The sequence below is a fragment of the Nostoc sp. genome, assembly GCF_036917755.1.
GTDB lineage: Bacteria > Cyanobacteriota > Cyanobacteriia > Cyanobacteriales > Nostocaceae > Nostoc.
In genome coordinates, this window is sequence record NZ_JBALFC010000111.1 from 36,413 (window position 1) to 51,373 (window position 14,961).

General features: G+C 45.9%; 11 protein-coding genes. 2 read left to right on the forward strand and 9 right to left on the reverse strand.

The features are described 5' to 3' along the window. The first annotated feature begins 122 nt into the window (after nucleotides 1-122). Nucleotides 123-992, forward strand: coding sequence for a Cof-type HAD-IIB family hydrolase (locus V7L05_RS24210; protein WP_335167828.1), 870 nt, complete (start codon nucleotides 123-125; stop codon nucleotides 990-992). A 333-nt stretch (nucleotides 993-1,325) separates the two neighbouring features. On the opposite strand, the gene V7L05_RS24215 is transcribed toward V7L05_RS24210, so the two are convergent. Next, a complete protein-coding gene (locus tag V7L05_RS24215; RefSeq protein ID WP_335167829.1) occupies nucleotides 1,326-2,063 on the reverse strand; it encodes a DALR anticodon-binding domain-containing protein in 738 nt (245 codons plus the stop codon). Nucleotides 2,064-2,590: 527 nt separating this feature from the next. Here V7L05_RS24215 and V7L05_RS24220 point away from each other — a divergent pair. Then, the gene (locus V7L05_RS24220) at nucleotides 2,591-3,310 is read left to right on the forward strand and encodes a Crp/Fnr family transcriptional regulator (RefSeq protein ID WP_292795523.1); all 720 of its coding nucleotides are present in this window, start codon (nucleotides 2,591-2,593) and stop codon (nucleotides 3,308-3,310) included. Between the two features lie 54 nt (nucleotides 3,311-3,364). On the opposite strand, the gene V7L05_RS24225 is transcribed toward V7L05_RS24220, so the two are convergent. The 8 genes from V7L05_RS24225 to V7L05_RS24260 form a co-directional block, all read right to left on the reverse strand. Continuing rightward, nucleotides 3,365-4,411, reverse strand: a complete 1,047-nt coding sequence (locus tag V7L05_RS24225; RefSeq protein WP_335167830.1) for a PstS family phosphate ABC transporter substrate-binding protein — start codon at nucleotides 4,409-4,411, stop codon at nucleotides 3,365-3,367. A gap of 307 nt (nucleotides 4,412-4,718) precedes the next feature. Then, nucleotides 4,719-5,696 (reverse strand): hypothetical protein, encoded by a 978-nt coding sequence (locus V7L05_RS24230; RefSeq protein ID WP_335167833.1) that lies wholly within the window; start codon nucleotides 5,694-5,696, stop codon nucleotides 4,719-4,721. A 268-nt stretch (nucleotides 5,697-5,964) separates the two neighbouring features. Beyond that, nucleotides 5,965-8,022, reverse strand: coding sequence for a phospholipase C (locus V7L05_RS24235; RefSeq protein WP_335167835.1), 2,058 nt, complete (start codon nucleotides 8,020-8,022; stop codon nucleotides 5,965-5,967). A gap of 181 nt (nucleotides 8,023-8,203) precedes the next feature. Next, nucleotides 8,204-8,818, reverse strand: a complete 615-nt coding sequence (locus V7L05_RS24240) for a PEP-CTERM sorting domain-containing protein (RefSeq protein ID WP_335167836.1) — start codon at nucleotides 8,816-8,818, stop codon at nucleotides 8,204-8,206. A 584-nt stretch (nucleotides 8,819-9,402) separates the two neighbouring features. Then, entirely contained in the window at nucleotides 9,403-10,797 is a 1,395-nt protein-coding gene (locus V7L05_RS24245) for an ABC transporter substrate-binding protein (protein ID WP_335167838.1), read from the reverse strand. Between the two features lie 162 nt (nucleotides 10,798-10,959). Continuing rightward, nucleotides 10,960-12,000 carry a phosphate ABC transporter substrate-binding protein gene (locus V7L05_RS24250; protein WP_335167840.1) on the reverse strand — a complete coding sequence of 347 codons (1,041 nt, stop codon included), beginning with the start codon at nucleotides 11,998-12,000 and terminating at the stop codon, nucleotides 10,960-10,962. Between the two features lie 26 nt (nucleotides 12,001-12,026). Next, nucleotides 12,027-13,430: a serine/threonine-protein kinase gene (locus V7L05_RS24255; protein ID WP_335167841.1), complete on the reverse strand. Its 1,404-nt coding sequence runs from the start codon at nucleotides 13,428-13,430 to the stop codon at nucleotides 12,027-12,029. 327 nt (nucleotides 13,431-13,757) lie between these two features. Beyond that, complete coding sequence (locus tag V7L05_RS24260; protein WP_335167843.1) at nucleotides 13,758-14,771, reverse strand: LysR family transcriptional regulator; 1,014 nt, start codon at nucleotides 14,769-14,771, stop codon at nucleotides 13,758-13,760. Nucleotides 14,772-14,961: the final 190 nt, after the last annotated feature.

The following is a 14,961-nucleotide window of genomic DNA, read 5'->3' on the forward strand; positions in this document are numbered from 1 at the left end:
AACTTTTGGCAGGGATAACTAATTTTTTCTACTACTGCTATCTAAATCATGGACATCCGTAGACATTCAATATAATACTCAACTTAGGACTTCTCTTAGTGGAACTTAAAATCTAGGAAATTATGCAGAAAGCATCTGCCACACATTTGGCATCTACTGATCATCAGGCTGCTGCAAAAGACATTAAACTATTAGTTTTGGATATAGATGGCACGATCGCTGGAGAGTCTAACACCGTCAGTACAGGTGTAAAGCAAGCTATTATTGCCGCCCAAACACGAGGAATTCAAGTGGCGATCGCTACAGGTCGAATGTATCGTTCCGCCTTGCACTTCCACCAAGAAATCGGCTCTATTCTACCATTAATGGCCTATCAGGGAGCCTGGATTCAAGACCCGATCACCCAAAAAATTCATCGCCATTGGGTTGTTTCCAGGGAAATTGCCCACCAGCTAATCGACTATTTTGAACAACCTGAATTGCGATCGCTTCTATCTGTCCACTTTTACATCAATGATCAGCTATACGTCCGTGAGTTAACTAGAGAAACCCAAATTTATGCAGAACGTTCTGGTGTTATCCCGATTCCCGTGGGTGATTTGCGCCAAACCTTAACGAATGAACCGACAAAAATTCTTGCTTTGTCTGATGACACTGATGTAATCGACAAGCTATTGGGGAATTTGCGCCGCCAATACACACCTGCTGAACTTTATCTGACAACATCTGTTGCTACCTTTTTTGAAGCAACTAACGCCTTTGTGAATAAGGGAACTGCTGTGCGTTACCTAGCCGAAGAATTGCTGGGATTACAGATAGCCAACGTTATGGCGATTGGCGATAACTTCAATGATGTGGAAATGCTGGAGTATGTTGGACTTGGTGTAGCTATGGGTAACGCACCAGCAGGAGTGCAAGCGATCGCGCAGTGGGTAGCTCCTAGTGTAGAGCAAGACGGAGCAGCAGTAGCAATTGAAAAGTTTTTGCTCTAGTGAAAGTACTTTTTCAAACCTAACCCATATAAATCAGAAAGGACACCGACGACTGGCCGTGTTTCGTCTCGGTGCCCCTGCTGGTTCGCTCCTCACACACTTGTTAATGTAGCCGAGGTGATGCATTGAGTCAATAGCTGTGATAAAAGTTTTTATTTTCTGCCTAAGCACAGAATTTTATAAGTTCATAGCGAATTCTCAGCGCGACGGCAGTCGCTACAAACTCCTCCGCCCCCGCAACGCGCTGCCTCCCCTCTGCGCTTCCCTCAGCGTCCCTCAGCGTTTAAAAAAACTCCGAATTTCGGAAATGCTGTACTAAGCAACATTACTGACTTATAACTCCAAGGGCGCAAAAACCCCCAAGTTTTCCTCTAGCACAAATCTTAATACTGACTGAGTAGCCATGAGCAATCCAAGTCTGGCTTGGGCTACCTCTGGTGAGGTAATTTTCACCTCACCCCAAATCCGGCAATTAGACCAGAACTTTTCAAAAGCTTGGCTCAAATTCAGCGCTACTTTTTCCCATTTCACAGAACTGCCAACATCAGGGCACTCTATGTTGTCTACCACTTGTACTAACTGGGCAATTAGACGACGCTCATCTGGGTGATTTAGTCGCAGTGTACCATCACTATTGAGCCAAGGTATGGGGTTGGGGGCGATAACACTCCAAAATGCTGGACTACTATTTGGAACTGGTTCTCTAAGTTTAATCAATCCCTCTCGGTGAGCCAGAAGCACTAGCGAACAGCAGCGTGCATGAGCATATTGAACAGCAAACAACAAATTGGGCATTGGGCATGGGGCATTGGGCATTGGGTATTGGGCATTGGGCATTGGGCATGGGGCATTGAGCATGGGGCATTGGGGATCAATTGTCCCTTCATCTCCCTCATCTCCCTCATCTCCCCCTCCTCCCCCTGAACTCCCGACTACCAGACTTTGTAACCAAGTCGCTAACGTGGAATGAGTCAATTCAAAATGTATCCAACCAGGGGGAACTATTTGGATGCTAAAAACGTCACCACAGATCCCTGATATATCTGAGGCGATCGCACTAGCAAACTCCATAGCTTTTCGATTCTGAGATTTTGAAAGTCGCAGGGCTACACCTGAGATATACAAAACTTTACTATAATCTCTACCTTTATATAGAAGTTTTTTTTCCTCTTTTATGCATATATTCTCTATTGCATAAGTACTAATACTTATCGAATTTATTAAATAGCTATATATTAGCTGTTCTATTGACGTATATTTGCTGAATAGTAATTTATCACGCACGTAATTTTACTGAAATCACCATGTAATATATGGTTATTAATTTTCTGTCATCTATCTTGGGGTATAAATCTAATCTATATGAAGAAAAATGAGAGGAGGATAAAATTTAATGAATAATCGATGAATAGTAAGTAAATTTTACTACCATCATTGTACAGTAGGAAGTATAACAAAAGAGTAGAGAGTAATTTGCTTTCTATTCTTTGGATTGGCTGGCGCTGTTAGGCGTTAAGCCTGCCTCGCCAACACAAAGACACTCCTTGCACCTTTTTATTTACACGTCTTTGTTTTCAGCCGAACGCTCTTTGTTACCTATGCAATCTCAATCCTCCTTTTCTGAGGCATCACGGCCTTTTTTGACTTGGCAACGCATTCTTGACTGGGCTCAAGAACACTACCGCTGCCGCACCTTTAGTAAAGATGAACGCATTCCAGCCCGGCCTGGATTGCTATATTTGGTACAAAGGGGTGCGATCCGCATGGTAGGAACCGCACAAGTTAGTGCAACTGCTAGTCAGCTAACGTCTCGACGAATTAACAGAACCCCAGAAGAAGCGTTCTTGGGTTTTGTGGGAGCGGGACAGCCATTTGAAATTGTTGCCCAATCACCATTCACACTCCAGGCTTACGCCCATGTTGATCAAACTGCGGTGCTGTGGATGTATTGGCACGACCTAGACAATTGGCCCCACTTCCGTCGTGAAGTTATGGATGCCTTTAGGTATCAGCACCAGCGTAAGCTACTGTGGCTGAGTGCCTTGGGACAACGCCGCACAATTGACCGACTCTTAGGATTTCTCACATTGTTAATTGAGGAATATGGAGAGCCAGCAATGAGCGACACTGATCCTGATGTGATTCGCGGTTATTGTCTGCCTTTTCCCCTCACCCATGCCCAAATTGGTAGCGCGATTGGTTCCACTCGTGTAACCGTCACCCGCTTGATGGGGAAGCTGCGTCAACGTGGCTTAATCCTGACTCAAGGCGATAATCTAATATGCTTGCCAGCAGAGTCAATTAATAGAGCTGGTTAAAGTACAGTTCAGAGCGGCGATTTCCGCCACTCTGTCTTGAGTGCATCGCAGGTGTCAGCGAATTTTGACAAACCCAGCTTGGGTAATCAGTTCCTGTCCCTGTTCAGTCAGCAGTAAGTTGGCGTAAGCGACACCTGCTTGCTGCTCACTCTGACCATTCTGTTTGACCACCACAAACAGATTACGGGTAATCGGGTATTTTCCTGATTGGAAAGCCTCAATGTTCAATTTGTTTCGTTTACCAGGACATTCCGACGGGAGGACAGAAGGTTCTTGGTAGGGAGCAATATATGTCCCTTGCGTCCGCCCCAACGGCAAGGCTTTGATTGAGCATTGAGGAATCACCTCTGGGGCAGAAGCGTAATAGATACTACCAGGACTACCAGCCAATTTTTGTAAGGCTTGGGTGGTTGTGGAGATAAATTCCACATTGGAACTGAAAGCTTGACCACCCAAGATGTCTTGGACAAAAAGCTCAACCGTACCGCCATCAGCAATGTGGCGAGAATAGGGCTTAATCGGAATATTGGGGCCGCCCACCTGGCTCCAATTATTGATTTTGCCTGTGTAAATTGACTTTAACTGGTCTATCGTTAGTCCTGGGATGTTGAGACTGGGGTTAACTGCGATCGCTAAACCATCAATTGCCACAGGAATTTGTTTCAAACTAAACCCACGCTGCTGGGCACGGCTTAATTCCTGATCTAAAACTGGTCGGGAGGACTGGGCAAAAGCTAGTTGACCGTCTATCAACGACTGGATACCAGTACCAGAACCAGGAGATGCATTGCTGGGTTCTACATAACGCAGCCGAAACTCTGGTCGCGCCGCCTGAATTGCTCGATCAACTACTAGTCGAATCGGTGCCCAAGATGTACTGCCTCCGTAATTGAATAATCCTGTAGGAACATCCTGTACTGAGATAAAAGTCTTGCCACTAGGTTGTTCTGATGTAGTTTGGGGCGTTTTGTTGCTAGCAGAATTAATTGTATTTAGCTCAAGACCAGACTTTCTGCTGAACCACCAAAAACCGCCAGCTACTAGCCCGACCGTGATTACGATGGATAAGACAAGAATAGGTATTTCGTTTTTTTGGGACATAGTAAATTACCCGTGCGTCCATTCAATACAAGTGCTTGACTTGATAGGTGCTTGCTACTTGAGATTGTATTTGGAGAACGGGTGTTTTATTAACGAATTCTGACAGCATTGAAAAATAGTTGGTTTGAGTGTCTAGGGTGTTTTTGCCAGCACCATTGAAAGTTCAGGTTTGGACTCTTTAAGAATCCCTGTCCCTTTAGGGCTGGGAGTGTCAAAAATCCTCACTTCTGACTATTTTAAAAGCCAAGGTATATTAACAATTCAAAATTCAAAATTCAAAATTAAAGACATTTATTCTTGGTTGAAATTATTCGAGGAACGGGCTTAGAAGAAGTCCTCCTCGGAAATGGTTCGCATTTAATTCGCGATCGAGCTTGAGTAGTGAGCCTTTCCCCAGATGGCGATCAAAGATGTCGCCATAGTTACCTACAGATGTGAGAACTCGGCGTTGCCACTCCTGATCAAGACCGAGTTCTGGTGCAGAAATCGGCATCGCCCCAGCACCGCCTGCATACCAGGGTGTTTCCGGTCTTTCGGCGTTGATCAATGTATGCACTGTCCACGCGACGATCGCCGACCACTGAGCGTCCTCGGTTCCGGTCGCAGCGATCACCGGAAAGGTCGTCAGCGACTCCGGGAGGATGCGGCTTGATAATCGGTTCACCCCAGAGTCGAGGCGGATATTTGCAAGGGTCGTGATTTCACCAGCGATCGCGTGGCAATTTTGCACATTGTATGTATCGATCATTTCCCCGTCCTCAGAGAATGCCCGACGGAACCAATTCTTGTGGAGCGCACCGAAGTAAGCTGTGAGGCTCCGCTCGACCGAACTGCCAATCATGAAGCAGATGCTTTCTCCGGCCAGGTCGCTGAGGTGGTGTGCAGCCGAGGTTGATGCCACCATCACCGCATGGGATTCTACGAAGACTGTCGGGCCTGGCAGCACCTTACCGGCCAGCTTCTGCTCGTTAATTTCTGATCCTGTGAGAAAGTATACGTCATCCTGCTGGTTACGCACAGCGTCGAAGTCCTTCGGTGTCTCGTACTGATGATATTCGATGCGGTCAGAAGATCCCAGCACGGCAGCGGCGATCGCACGACAGACATCGACGTTTAGACCACTCCAGCCACCTGAATCGGCTTCAGTTGCCAAACCTGTCCGCTCGACGCTGCCACAGCGAACCACATTGTGTTCCTTGACACGTTTGATGACCGAACCCGCCTGAGCGGGGGAAATCGAGCCGCAGATACCAAGTAGAGTCAGCAAGACTAACACAAAGCGCATGAATTCTCCTCAGGGAATGTCGAAAAACGGGGATACGAAGAGTGCTGAGTTCCGAGTACTGAGTGGAGAATCTCACTTCTTTACTCAGGACTCAGCACTCATGTCTTTAACCGAGTACCGTGGGTTTAAGTCCCCCGGTTATTGAACCGGTAAGTTTTGGGTCGGGGTCTGTCTTACAAAATTGCTCCTCTTGGGGAGACCCCAAGACCGCACTTTGCGCTAAATCCCCGTCACAAAACTTAATTACGAATTACGAATTACGAATTATTTAAGGGTTAGCCACTGGATAAGTGCTTGGTAGTGGGTTAAAGCCCTTGGGGATTTTGTTGACTATCCCCTGGCGCTTGTCCTCCGGCGTGATTCCGATCGCTCGGCAGCCTTGCCCACCGTAGTGGGGTAGTGTATTTACAACGCTATCTGGAATCTTCGCAAAGGAGGCTGGTAGTGGCGGTGAGATACCGAGCAGACGCTTCGGATCGAAGCCCGACAGCAGGCTGTCGGTGATTGGCGAATTGATGTCCCGTGGGCCGAGGTACTTCTGCTGAAATCCTGGCGGCCCGAACTTGTTGAACTCCGGGGAGTTACCAGCAGCGAGTGCCTGTGCCTCATCAGGCAGGCTAGCAAGGGCAGGCAAATTAAAGATCGTGTTGATCGTCTCGATCACCGAGTTGTGGTCGCCCTCGACGTGGGAGACAGCGTGCGTCCGCGCGTAGGGTGAGATTAGGATCAACGGCACACGGACACCACGGGAGAGTGGCAACCCGTCAGGGCCATAGGACAAGATCCTCGGTGGCACATGGTCGTAGAAGCCATCGGACTCGTCGTAGGTAATGATAATAGCACTCTGCTGCCAAAGCTTTGGATTTGAGGCGATCGCATTGATCGCCCTGGCCGCCATCCCCTCGCTGAGTTGGCGATCGGTGTAGCCCGGATGGTCGTCATCGCCCGACTTTGCCGCATTAATCGCGGCGATCTCATCCGCAGGCGTGTTGGGGTTCGTGATCGGTGGCTTCAAACCCTGCTGGTTGGTGTAGCCGCCACGAATGTAGAACACGCCGCCTTTGGGCAGGGTATCTTTGGCGATGTCGCTAAATAAGTCACCAAGTCCGCGGAGGTTTTTGCTCACCTCCGGCGTGTTGGCGATATAGCCGAAATACTGTGCGCCGTTGTGATGGGTAACATAGGCATTGTGGGAAGCGATCCCCTTGGTATCCGTCGGTTCGAGATTGTAGCCTTCTTGATACCAGCGCCAATTGACAGGCTCACTTCGGAGTTTCTGGATATAGGGGATATCCTGCTGGATATCGGCTAGATCGAATAAAGGATTCCTGTTGCCAGCTAAGACCGACCGAATATTGCGCCCCTGGAAGGTGAGCGGCAGACTGGCGAAGGTCAGGTTCGAGGCGATGTTGTTATCGGCGTAGCTCTCTTTCGTGCCAGCAGGTTGCTTGTTGTTCGTCGTTGTGTCGAACTGGGAGCCATAGAATGGCTGTGGGTCGTTGACCAGGGGTACACCCTGCGTCGTCCCCGTGTGGCTACCCACGGTGTAAGATTTACCGCTCGAACCGTGCTTCACCCACTGAGTTTCACCCGCCTGTCCCGCGATCATCGCCACTGCATTCGGGGTTGAGGGCGTGTCTTCGGTTGCAAAGATGTTGTCGAAGACCGTGAAGCGACTAGCCCACTTCCAGAAGAATGGAATGGTGTCGCAGTCGATGTGCGACATGACTAGACGCGCAAACTGCTTGCCCTCAGCAATATTGGCGGCTCCACCCTTGGACGCGAAGCGCGTGTACTCGTCGTAGACGAACTGATCCATTTGTGGCTTGCCGTCTACAACGTGCAGCTTGGTTGCCAGTCCGGTGTGCGAGTGGTCAACGCTGTCAACGACAGTCGCGTTCTGCTCAGTCCCAATCCGAAATGGCTGAACCGTGACGGTCATGCCGTTAGCATCCGTGTAGGTCTGGGTGAAGCCCGGCGTTTTCTTTGGGTCACGAGGCTTTTGTCCATCTGAGTAGAGTCCGTTAACACCGGGCAACGTGCCATACTCGTTGTCGAAAGAGTGGTTCTCGTTAAAGATTACGAAGACGTACTTGATCCGCTCTTGAAGCAGTCTTCTGAGCAATTTCGGTGGCAGATTGGGTTCCTTGTGCGGATCATTTAAGTATCGCGCCACGTCTGGCGCTGCATTTGGCTGAGTTGTGACGGTTGAGTTTGCTGGCGATGCTTCGTGTGGAGAGGAATCCTCTGCGATCGCCGAGCCGAGAAAAATCGACGGTACTAGCAAGAATGTCAGAGCAAAATAGAACTTTGTAAATCGTTTCAAAGCACATCTCCTTGGTAATTTCTATCCAGGTAATATCGCTATGCGGAATTCGTAATTAGGATTCAGATACCGCAAGCGTTTGATTAATTTAAAATAGGTATTTTGGTTAAGCTGTGCTTTATTGGTTCCGAAATTAACCAAAACTTAATCCCGTTGAGCAAAAGCAAAATTATGCCGCTATTTAAGCTTTTTGCTTTCTTTTCAGCCAGAAACCGATAGTAGCAACAACTGCTGCTCCAGCAAAAGTTCGAGGTTCAGGAACAGCCTCACTTTTAGCGAAAGTAACCTCAGTAATGCCGGAGCTTTGGACACTTCCAAGGTCGCTGTTGTCCAAAAATTTCCCATCATTGGTACTACCCGTACCTGTGAAATTGCTATCAGAATACAGTTCCAAACTGTACAAGTTATTATTTTCTCCTCTCAATAAGCCTGCGTCTGCAAAAGCAAGTATGTTCTCTTGAATGTAAGCTGTATTGCCAGGCAAACTGTTGGATAATGTTCGTAAAATAGTATTGTCATTGACTAAGTTGATAGTCCAACTTGTCAAATCTACAAAAGAACTAGAAGCGGGTAATTGATCCACATCTACTGTGTAAGTCCCATTAAAAGAACCATTTGCTAAATTCACAGGTAGCCCTACTGAACCATCAAGAGGCGTAGGAGCAAAATTTCCCGAAATATTAAATGTTTTCAAATTGACAGCCTGAGCAGGATCTGTGCCAATAACTGCAAGCATAGCGAAACCAAGTACTGCGGTTGCTTGCGATAACCTTTTTAAAGGTGTTGTATTCAGCATAATTTTGCTCTTAATTCTTGATTTTCCCCACAAGGGACAAGGTATTAAACCACTTGTCCATTAGCCGTCTGGGTTCGGCAGTTACTCACTTGAAAAAACCTCAAGACTGCACTACCTCACCAGCTGCTAAAAATCCCCACTTCTGTATTTTGTTACGTGAAAATTAATGACAAGTTAAGGAAAGGCAAAGTTTATTAAATAGTCAGGGCAGTATTACCCGGATTTCTCACTAACCATACAGGATTTTATTGGCTCAGTTTTTTGCCTGATGGCAAAAACAAGCGTGTAAAATCTTAGGTTTGCTCTATGCCAATACTCGTAAAGAAGCGAAAGTATTGCCCATAAAGCTGAATTTCCCATGTTGAGAGTTTTTCCAGGTTAACTATTGGTTAATTTTTAATTTTTTATTGCTGATAGGACTTACGCAAAATATCTCTCAAACTCCGATTTCCACCGAAGTTCAGAGACGCTCGCGGACTCGCTACCGCTACGCTAACGGCGGAAGCTGCCGCTCCGACTTCTCTCCGTGTCCTCTGCGCCTCTGCGGTTCGTTATTCCGTAACTCGTGCGTAAGTCCTAGCTGATTATCGCACTGGTTCAAAGTCAAAATCAGCGCCCGCGCGATGACCAGGAACGATTTTTACAAGTTGGACTGGCGCATTGCGATCGCCTGATGCTAAAAACCGAATTGTACCAGAAGCGCCAGTGGCAGAAAAGTCAGAGGAAGTTAGTGCTTGTTGGACTCCAGATCGCGTGGGATTGCGTTCTAATGCCGCAATCAAAGCTACAGTGGCATCATCGCTGAGGGCGCTTCGCCAACTCACATCAGCGCCCCACAACTGCCGGGATCTCTGGGGAAAATTTGACTTGGGATCGCCATCAATATGCCAGGGAACTGCTAGTATCATCCCCGCAGCTTGCTGTCTGCCAATTTCTAAAGTTTTGGTGGTGTAAACATCATCTCCAGAGAGCAGAATTAACCGTTTCTGGTTAATCTGAACTACTTGCAGCGCTTTATCCAAAGTTTCAGTGTTAGCAGCTAACATCAACACTTCTGCACCTTGTTTAGTTGCTTCTTCTATACTTTTAGCCGCACTAAAATCCACCTTGGATAAGTCAAATTCGCTGGATACCTGTCCACCCTCCAGCAAAACAGATGAAACAAACTCAGACTTTAAAGACTGGCTATAGTTACTCTGAGAATTAAAGAAAACTGCGGCATTTTTTTTCTGCAAGGTTTTCACCATATAGTTAGCCAAACTTCTAGCAGCGATAAAATCACTGGGAACCGTGCGAAAAACGTAGCGGCTAAAGTTAGAAATTTTTACAGATGTGCTGCTAGGGGAAATTGCTACAAGTTGTCCAGAAGTATAAATAGTACCTGCGGCTAAGGTAGAATCGCTAGTAATCGGCCCAACTACACCTAATACTTCTGAATTGCTGACTAGGCTGGAAGCGATTTGCTTGGCTATTTCTGGATTGTCGTTGTCGTTAGCTATCCCTACCTTCAACGGCACTCCTTTGACTCCTCCAGAGGTATTAATTTCATTTTGGGCTTGAGCGATACCACGTAAAACTTCTAAAGAAGTATTGGGGTCAGTGCCTATTGGTACAGAAGCCACAATGGTGTAGCTCTTTGAAGATTTGATTCGGGCATTGTTAAGAAAGATCAACGCTTCTGGATCGTTACGGTTGAGTTTTAGGGCAGCTGTGAAATTGGCGATCGCCTGATCATAACTTTTAGCAGCGATCGCCTGTACTCCCGCTTTTTTAACTGGAGAAATGTCGCCAGGAGTCAAGGATTTTTCCCCAAAACTAATCCGGTCTTGTAAGGATAGATTGCTGCCTGTCTCCTGATTTGGAGTATTACCAAGTTTGAAACCAGAGTTGTTAGTAAACCACCAAAAACCACCGCCAATTATTCCAACTGTCAGTAACAGAGCCAAGGCTAAAATTGTGGTTTCATTCTTTTGGGACATGAACAAATTTGAATAAAGTAAAAATGTTTATTATTTGTAGAACTTAGGTATTGAGATAAAAAACGAACTACTCCAGAGGCAGAGAACACTGAGAAATAAGAGTTTAAGAGAGTTTTTGCGTAAGTCCTAATTTGATTATTTTGCTAAATCCAACCACTTTGATCATTTAAGTTTAACAAATCCAGCTTTTTCGATCAGTTCTTGACCTTGAGGTGTCAGCAGCCAATTTGCATAAGCTTCTCCAGCTTGCTGATCTTGATTATTTTGTTTAACGATTACAAATAAATTGCGGGTAATTGCATAGTCTCCACTCCGAAATGCTTGACTATTCAACTGATTACGTTTATTAGGACATTCAGATGGAGGTATAAAGGGTTCTTGGTAGGGAGGCACAAATTGACCGCTTGTGCGCCCTAGTGGTATGGACTTAATCGTACACTGGGGTACGACCTCTGGGGCAGAAGCATAGTAAATTCCGCCAGGACTTGCAGCTACTTTTCGTACCGCTTCCGTGGTGGTGTCAATATAACTAACGTTTGCACCAAAATTCTCTTTATTTAAAACATTTTCGACAAAAAACTCGGCTGTACCCCCAGCTTCTTTGCTGCGAGAGTAGACTGTAATTGGTAAATTTGGCCCACCGACTTCTTGCCAGTTGGTAATCTTGCCTGTGTAGATGTTTTTGAGTTGGGCGACAGTTAAGCCAGGGATGTTGAGATTGCGGTTAACTGCGATCGCAATTCCATCAATCGCCACCGGAATTTCTTTCAAACTAAATCCTTTTTGTTTAGCTTCTGTATTTTCTTCAGCTTTAACTGAGCGAGAAGATTGAGAAAAAGCTAGTTGATTATCTATCAACATCCGAATCCCAGTTCCAGATCCTGGTTCACCTGATGGAGGTTGAGTGTAGCGTAAAACAAAGCGAGGGCAAAGTTTTTGCAGTACGGAGTCTGCCTCTTTACGGATGGGTGCCCAAGTTGTACTACCACCATAGTTGAATGTCCCCTCTGGGAGATTTGCCACGTTACATTTGTTGACAAACTGGTTTAGGGGATTACTTGTGTTGCCAGTTTCCGAAGGTTTAGTAACAGTTCCACTTAATTGCGCCCACCGTTCCATAAAAAACCATAAGCCACCAAAGATTAAGCCAATAGTGATGACAACGGCTAAGAAAAGACTAAGTGTTTCGTTTTTGTGAGACATAGGTGGCTGTTAGCAGCAGGAGTTTTTTAAAGTAAGAGAGATAATAATTTATAAATAAGTCGAAATACGGCTGTTAGTGAAATGGCTACTAAGCCTGCTGCAACGGCTAAAACAACTACTGTCTGAATACCAAGACCCCCTTGTAAAAAGGAGGCAAAAAAAATAATAATTAAACTAATTGTCGGAATAATTAATAAATCGAACTTTTCAATCCACCGCCGGGTTTGAGCAAAAATTAGTATACCTAAAATCAGGGCGGAAATAATCAAAGTAGGTATTGGTGATTTTATGAGACTGAAGAGCGCGATCGCAATCAATGCACCCTCAAATCCACTAAATGCCGCCCCACCCAATAATTCCAGTGTGGAAAACGCTGGTTGAGTTGGTGGACGGCGGGGGACGACGGGACTAGAACCTTTGGGTGGTTGTGGCGGAAGTGTTACAGAAGGCGAATTGAGTTGTGTAGTGGCTTGAGCCGCCTGTGAGTTAAGTGCATCTAGAACCTCCTGGGCTGACTGGAAGCGCTGATTGGGAGCAGGTAGCAGCATCTTGTCTAAAATGTCAGCAAGGTGAGGGTTAATAGTCACTTGTGATCGCCATTTCCACTGGTTACTATAGGCATCAAATAGTTGAATTGCTTCCTGATTTGTTAACAAAGTAATAAGAGTTACAGCCAACGCGTATAAGTCTGTAGATGGGAATACTTGACCCCCAGCCATCTGTTCCGGCGGTGCAAATCCCATAGAATAAATTCCTGTGGAAGATGCCGCAGAACCGAGTGCAGCGTTTGTTACTTGCTTGACTGCGCCAAAGTCTAGTAAGAAAAGTTTACCATCACGACGACGCATTATATTAGAAGGTTTGATGTCTCTATGGATAATGCCTCTGTGATGGACAAACTTTAGCACCTTCAGGATTTCTTGCAGCACCTCCATAACTTGCTGTTCAGAGAATTTGCCATTTTGAACTAATTCTTCCTCTAAGTTTTGCCCATCAATGTATTCTTGTGCCAAGTAAAAAAATTGGTCTTGCTCTCCTGGTTGCAAGCTATTAACTATCACTGGAAAGAAGGCAAACAAGTCAGGAATTTGCTCATGATCGTTACCAAGTTGTGCTAAAACTTCTGCCTCTCTCTCAAACATTAACTGTGCTTGTTGCAATTGAGTTGAGCTTAAATTTCCTGCTGGTTGAAACTGCTTAACTACGCATTGACGCATTCCTGGTATTCGGCGATCGCGTGCCAAAAATGCTGCTCCAAACCCACCCCTTCCTAGCAGCTTCGTTGTCACATATCGACCATCTAACATCAGTGGCATACCGCAGGTAGTACAATACTTCTGCTGCATTGTTCTCAGCGTCGTAATATCATCTAAATCGACAAAATAGTTTTTTGGGCGTGGACAACGTGGACGAGTGCAATAAACTTCCATTTTCGTGATTAGTCACTATTCAAAATAATTCGTAATTGATAATGACGCTCATTCGCATGATTGCGTCTCCCCTTCTCCCAAAGGGAGAGGCTAACGCCTGCCGTAGGATGCCCGTTCGCGTAGCGTCTCCTTTAGGAGAAGGGCTGTAGGGAGAGGTCGCTAACGTAATTCGTAATTAGTTCAGGTTACAGACCAACTAAATTTATTCATCAAGAACAGGAGAGTTTTTCCTGGTGTCACACCTCCGGCTTGCCTATGACACCCGGCAGGAACACCGATAGGTTAATAATTACGAATTACGAATTACGAATTATTTGTGACCTGATTTTAGCCTTCGCCGGATGAGATGGGAGTTGCTCCATCCAAGGTAGTTACCACCATGCTTTTTTGTGCCAATATTAACACATCTTGATTCCATCCAGGGTTAGCAAACTGGGGTAAAATTTCCCGACTAAAAGCTTCTGCGGCCTTGGATCTATAACGATTAGGATTAAAAATCAGCCACAGTGTTCGTTTGACGACGACGCCTTCAATGTTGACGCAGTGCAGAACGCCCATTTGTAACTCTTTAGCGATCGCACTAGTTGAGACAAAGGCAGCCCCCAAACCAGATTGCACAGCATTCTTAATTGCTTCAATGGAATTCAATTCCATTTCAACCTTAAAACGTCTGGTATCAATCTCACAGCGTGATAGCACTTGGTCAATTACTTTGCGGATAGTCGATTGGGAATCTAGGGCAATGAATTGTAATTTATATAGGTCTTCTTTGTGGATTTTTTCAAGTTTGGCAAAGGGATGAAAGATAGGTAGAATCAGCGCTAGTTCGTCTTCAGCGTAAGGAAGAACTTCTAAAGATTCTGATAGTTCACCAGGAATTTCACCGCCGATAATTGCCAGATCAACTTGTCCGTTAGCGACACTCCAAGCAGTTCGCCTAGTGGAGTGGACGTGTAATTGCACTGCCACATCGGGATATTTTTGTCGGAACATCCCGATCATTCTGGGCAAAAGATAAGTGCCAGTAGTTTGAGAAGCACCGACAATCAAAGTACCGCCTTGGAGATTTTGTAAATCCTCGATCGCGCGGCAGGTTTCCTGACACAGACTGAGGATTTTTTCGCCGTAGCTGAGGAGTAGATGCCCGGCTTCGGTTAATTGGGCGCGTCGTCCTCCCCGGTCGAATAAGGGGACATCTAGCTGCCGTTCGAGATTTTGGACTTGCAAGCTGACGGCAGGTTGGGAGACGTAAAGACTATCGGCGGCACGCTTGAAGCTTCCTTCTTGAGCGATCGCTTTTAAAATACGTAACTGATCTAAAGTGAAAGGAAGGTCAGACATAAGGCTCAAACCACAAACTTTAAAAGGAGCGGATGCACACAACAAATCAGGTTTGGCAGCAATTAGCCAGTCATGATTTGTTGCATATTAAACTTGAAGGCTTGACTCGAAAAAGACATTAGCACAACATCTCGACTAAAGTCTCCTTTTGAATACTTTGTGGTATTGGTTGTACTGAGTTCCATTTTCT

What these genes read in the sequence shown, in the direction of transcription:
- V7L05_RS24210 (WP_335167828.1), top strand. Translation starts at nt 123, where the DNA reads ATGCAGAAAGCATCTGCCACACATTTGGCATCTACTGATCATCAGGCT.
- V7L05_RS24215 (WP_335167829.1), bottom strand. Translation starts at nt 2,063, where the DNA reads ATGGAGTTTGCTAGTGCGATCGCCTCAGATATATCAGGGATCTGTGGT.
- V7L05_RS24220 (WP_292795523.1), top strand. Translation starts at nt 2,591, where the DNA reads ATGCAATCTCAATCCTCCTTTTCTGAGGCATCACGGCCTTTTTTGACT.
- V7L05_RS24225 (WP_335167830.1), bottom strand. Translation starts at nt 4,411, where the DNA reads ATGTCCCAAAAAAACGAAATACCTATTCTTGTCTTATCCATCGTAATC.
- V7L05_RS24230 (WP_335167833.1), bottom strand. Translation starts at nt 5,696, where the DNA reads ATGCGCTTTGTGTTAGTCTTGCTGACTCTACTTGGTATCTGCGGCTCG.
- V7L05_RS24240 (WP_335167836.1), bottom strand. Translation starts at nt 8,818, where the DNA reads ATGCTGAATACAACACCTTTAAAAAGGTTATCGCAAGCAACCGCAGTA.
- V7L05_RS24245 (WP_335167838.1), bottom strand. Translation starts at nt 10,797, where the DNA reads ATGTCCCAAAAGAATGAAACCACAATTTTAGCCTTGGCTCTGTTACTG.
- V7L05_RS24250 (WP_335167840.1), bottom strand. Translation starts at nt 12,000, where the DNA reads ATGTCTCACAAAAACGAAACACTTAGTCTTTTCTTAGCCGTTGTCATC.
- V7L05_RS24255 (WP_335167841.1), bottom strand. Translation starts at nt 13,430, where the DNA reads ATGGAAGTTTATTGCACTCGTCCACGTTGTCCACGCCCAAAAAACTAT.
- V7L05_RS24260 (WP_335167843.1), bottom strand. Translation starts at nt 14,771, where the DNA reads ATGTCTGACCTTCCTTTCACTTTAGATCAGTTACGTATTTTAAAAGCG.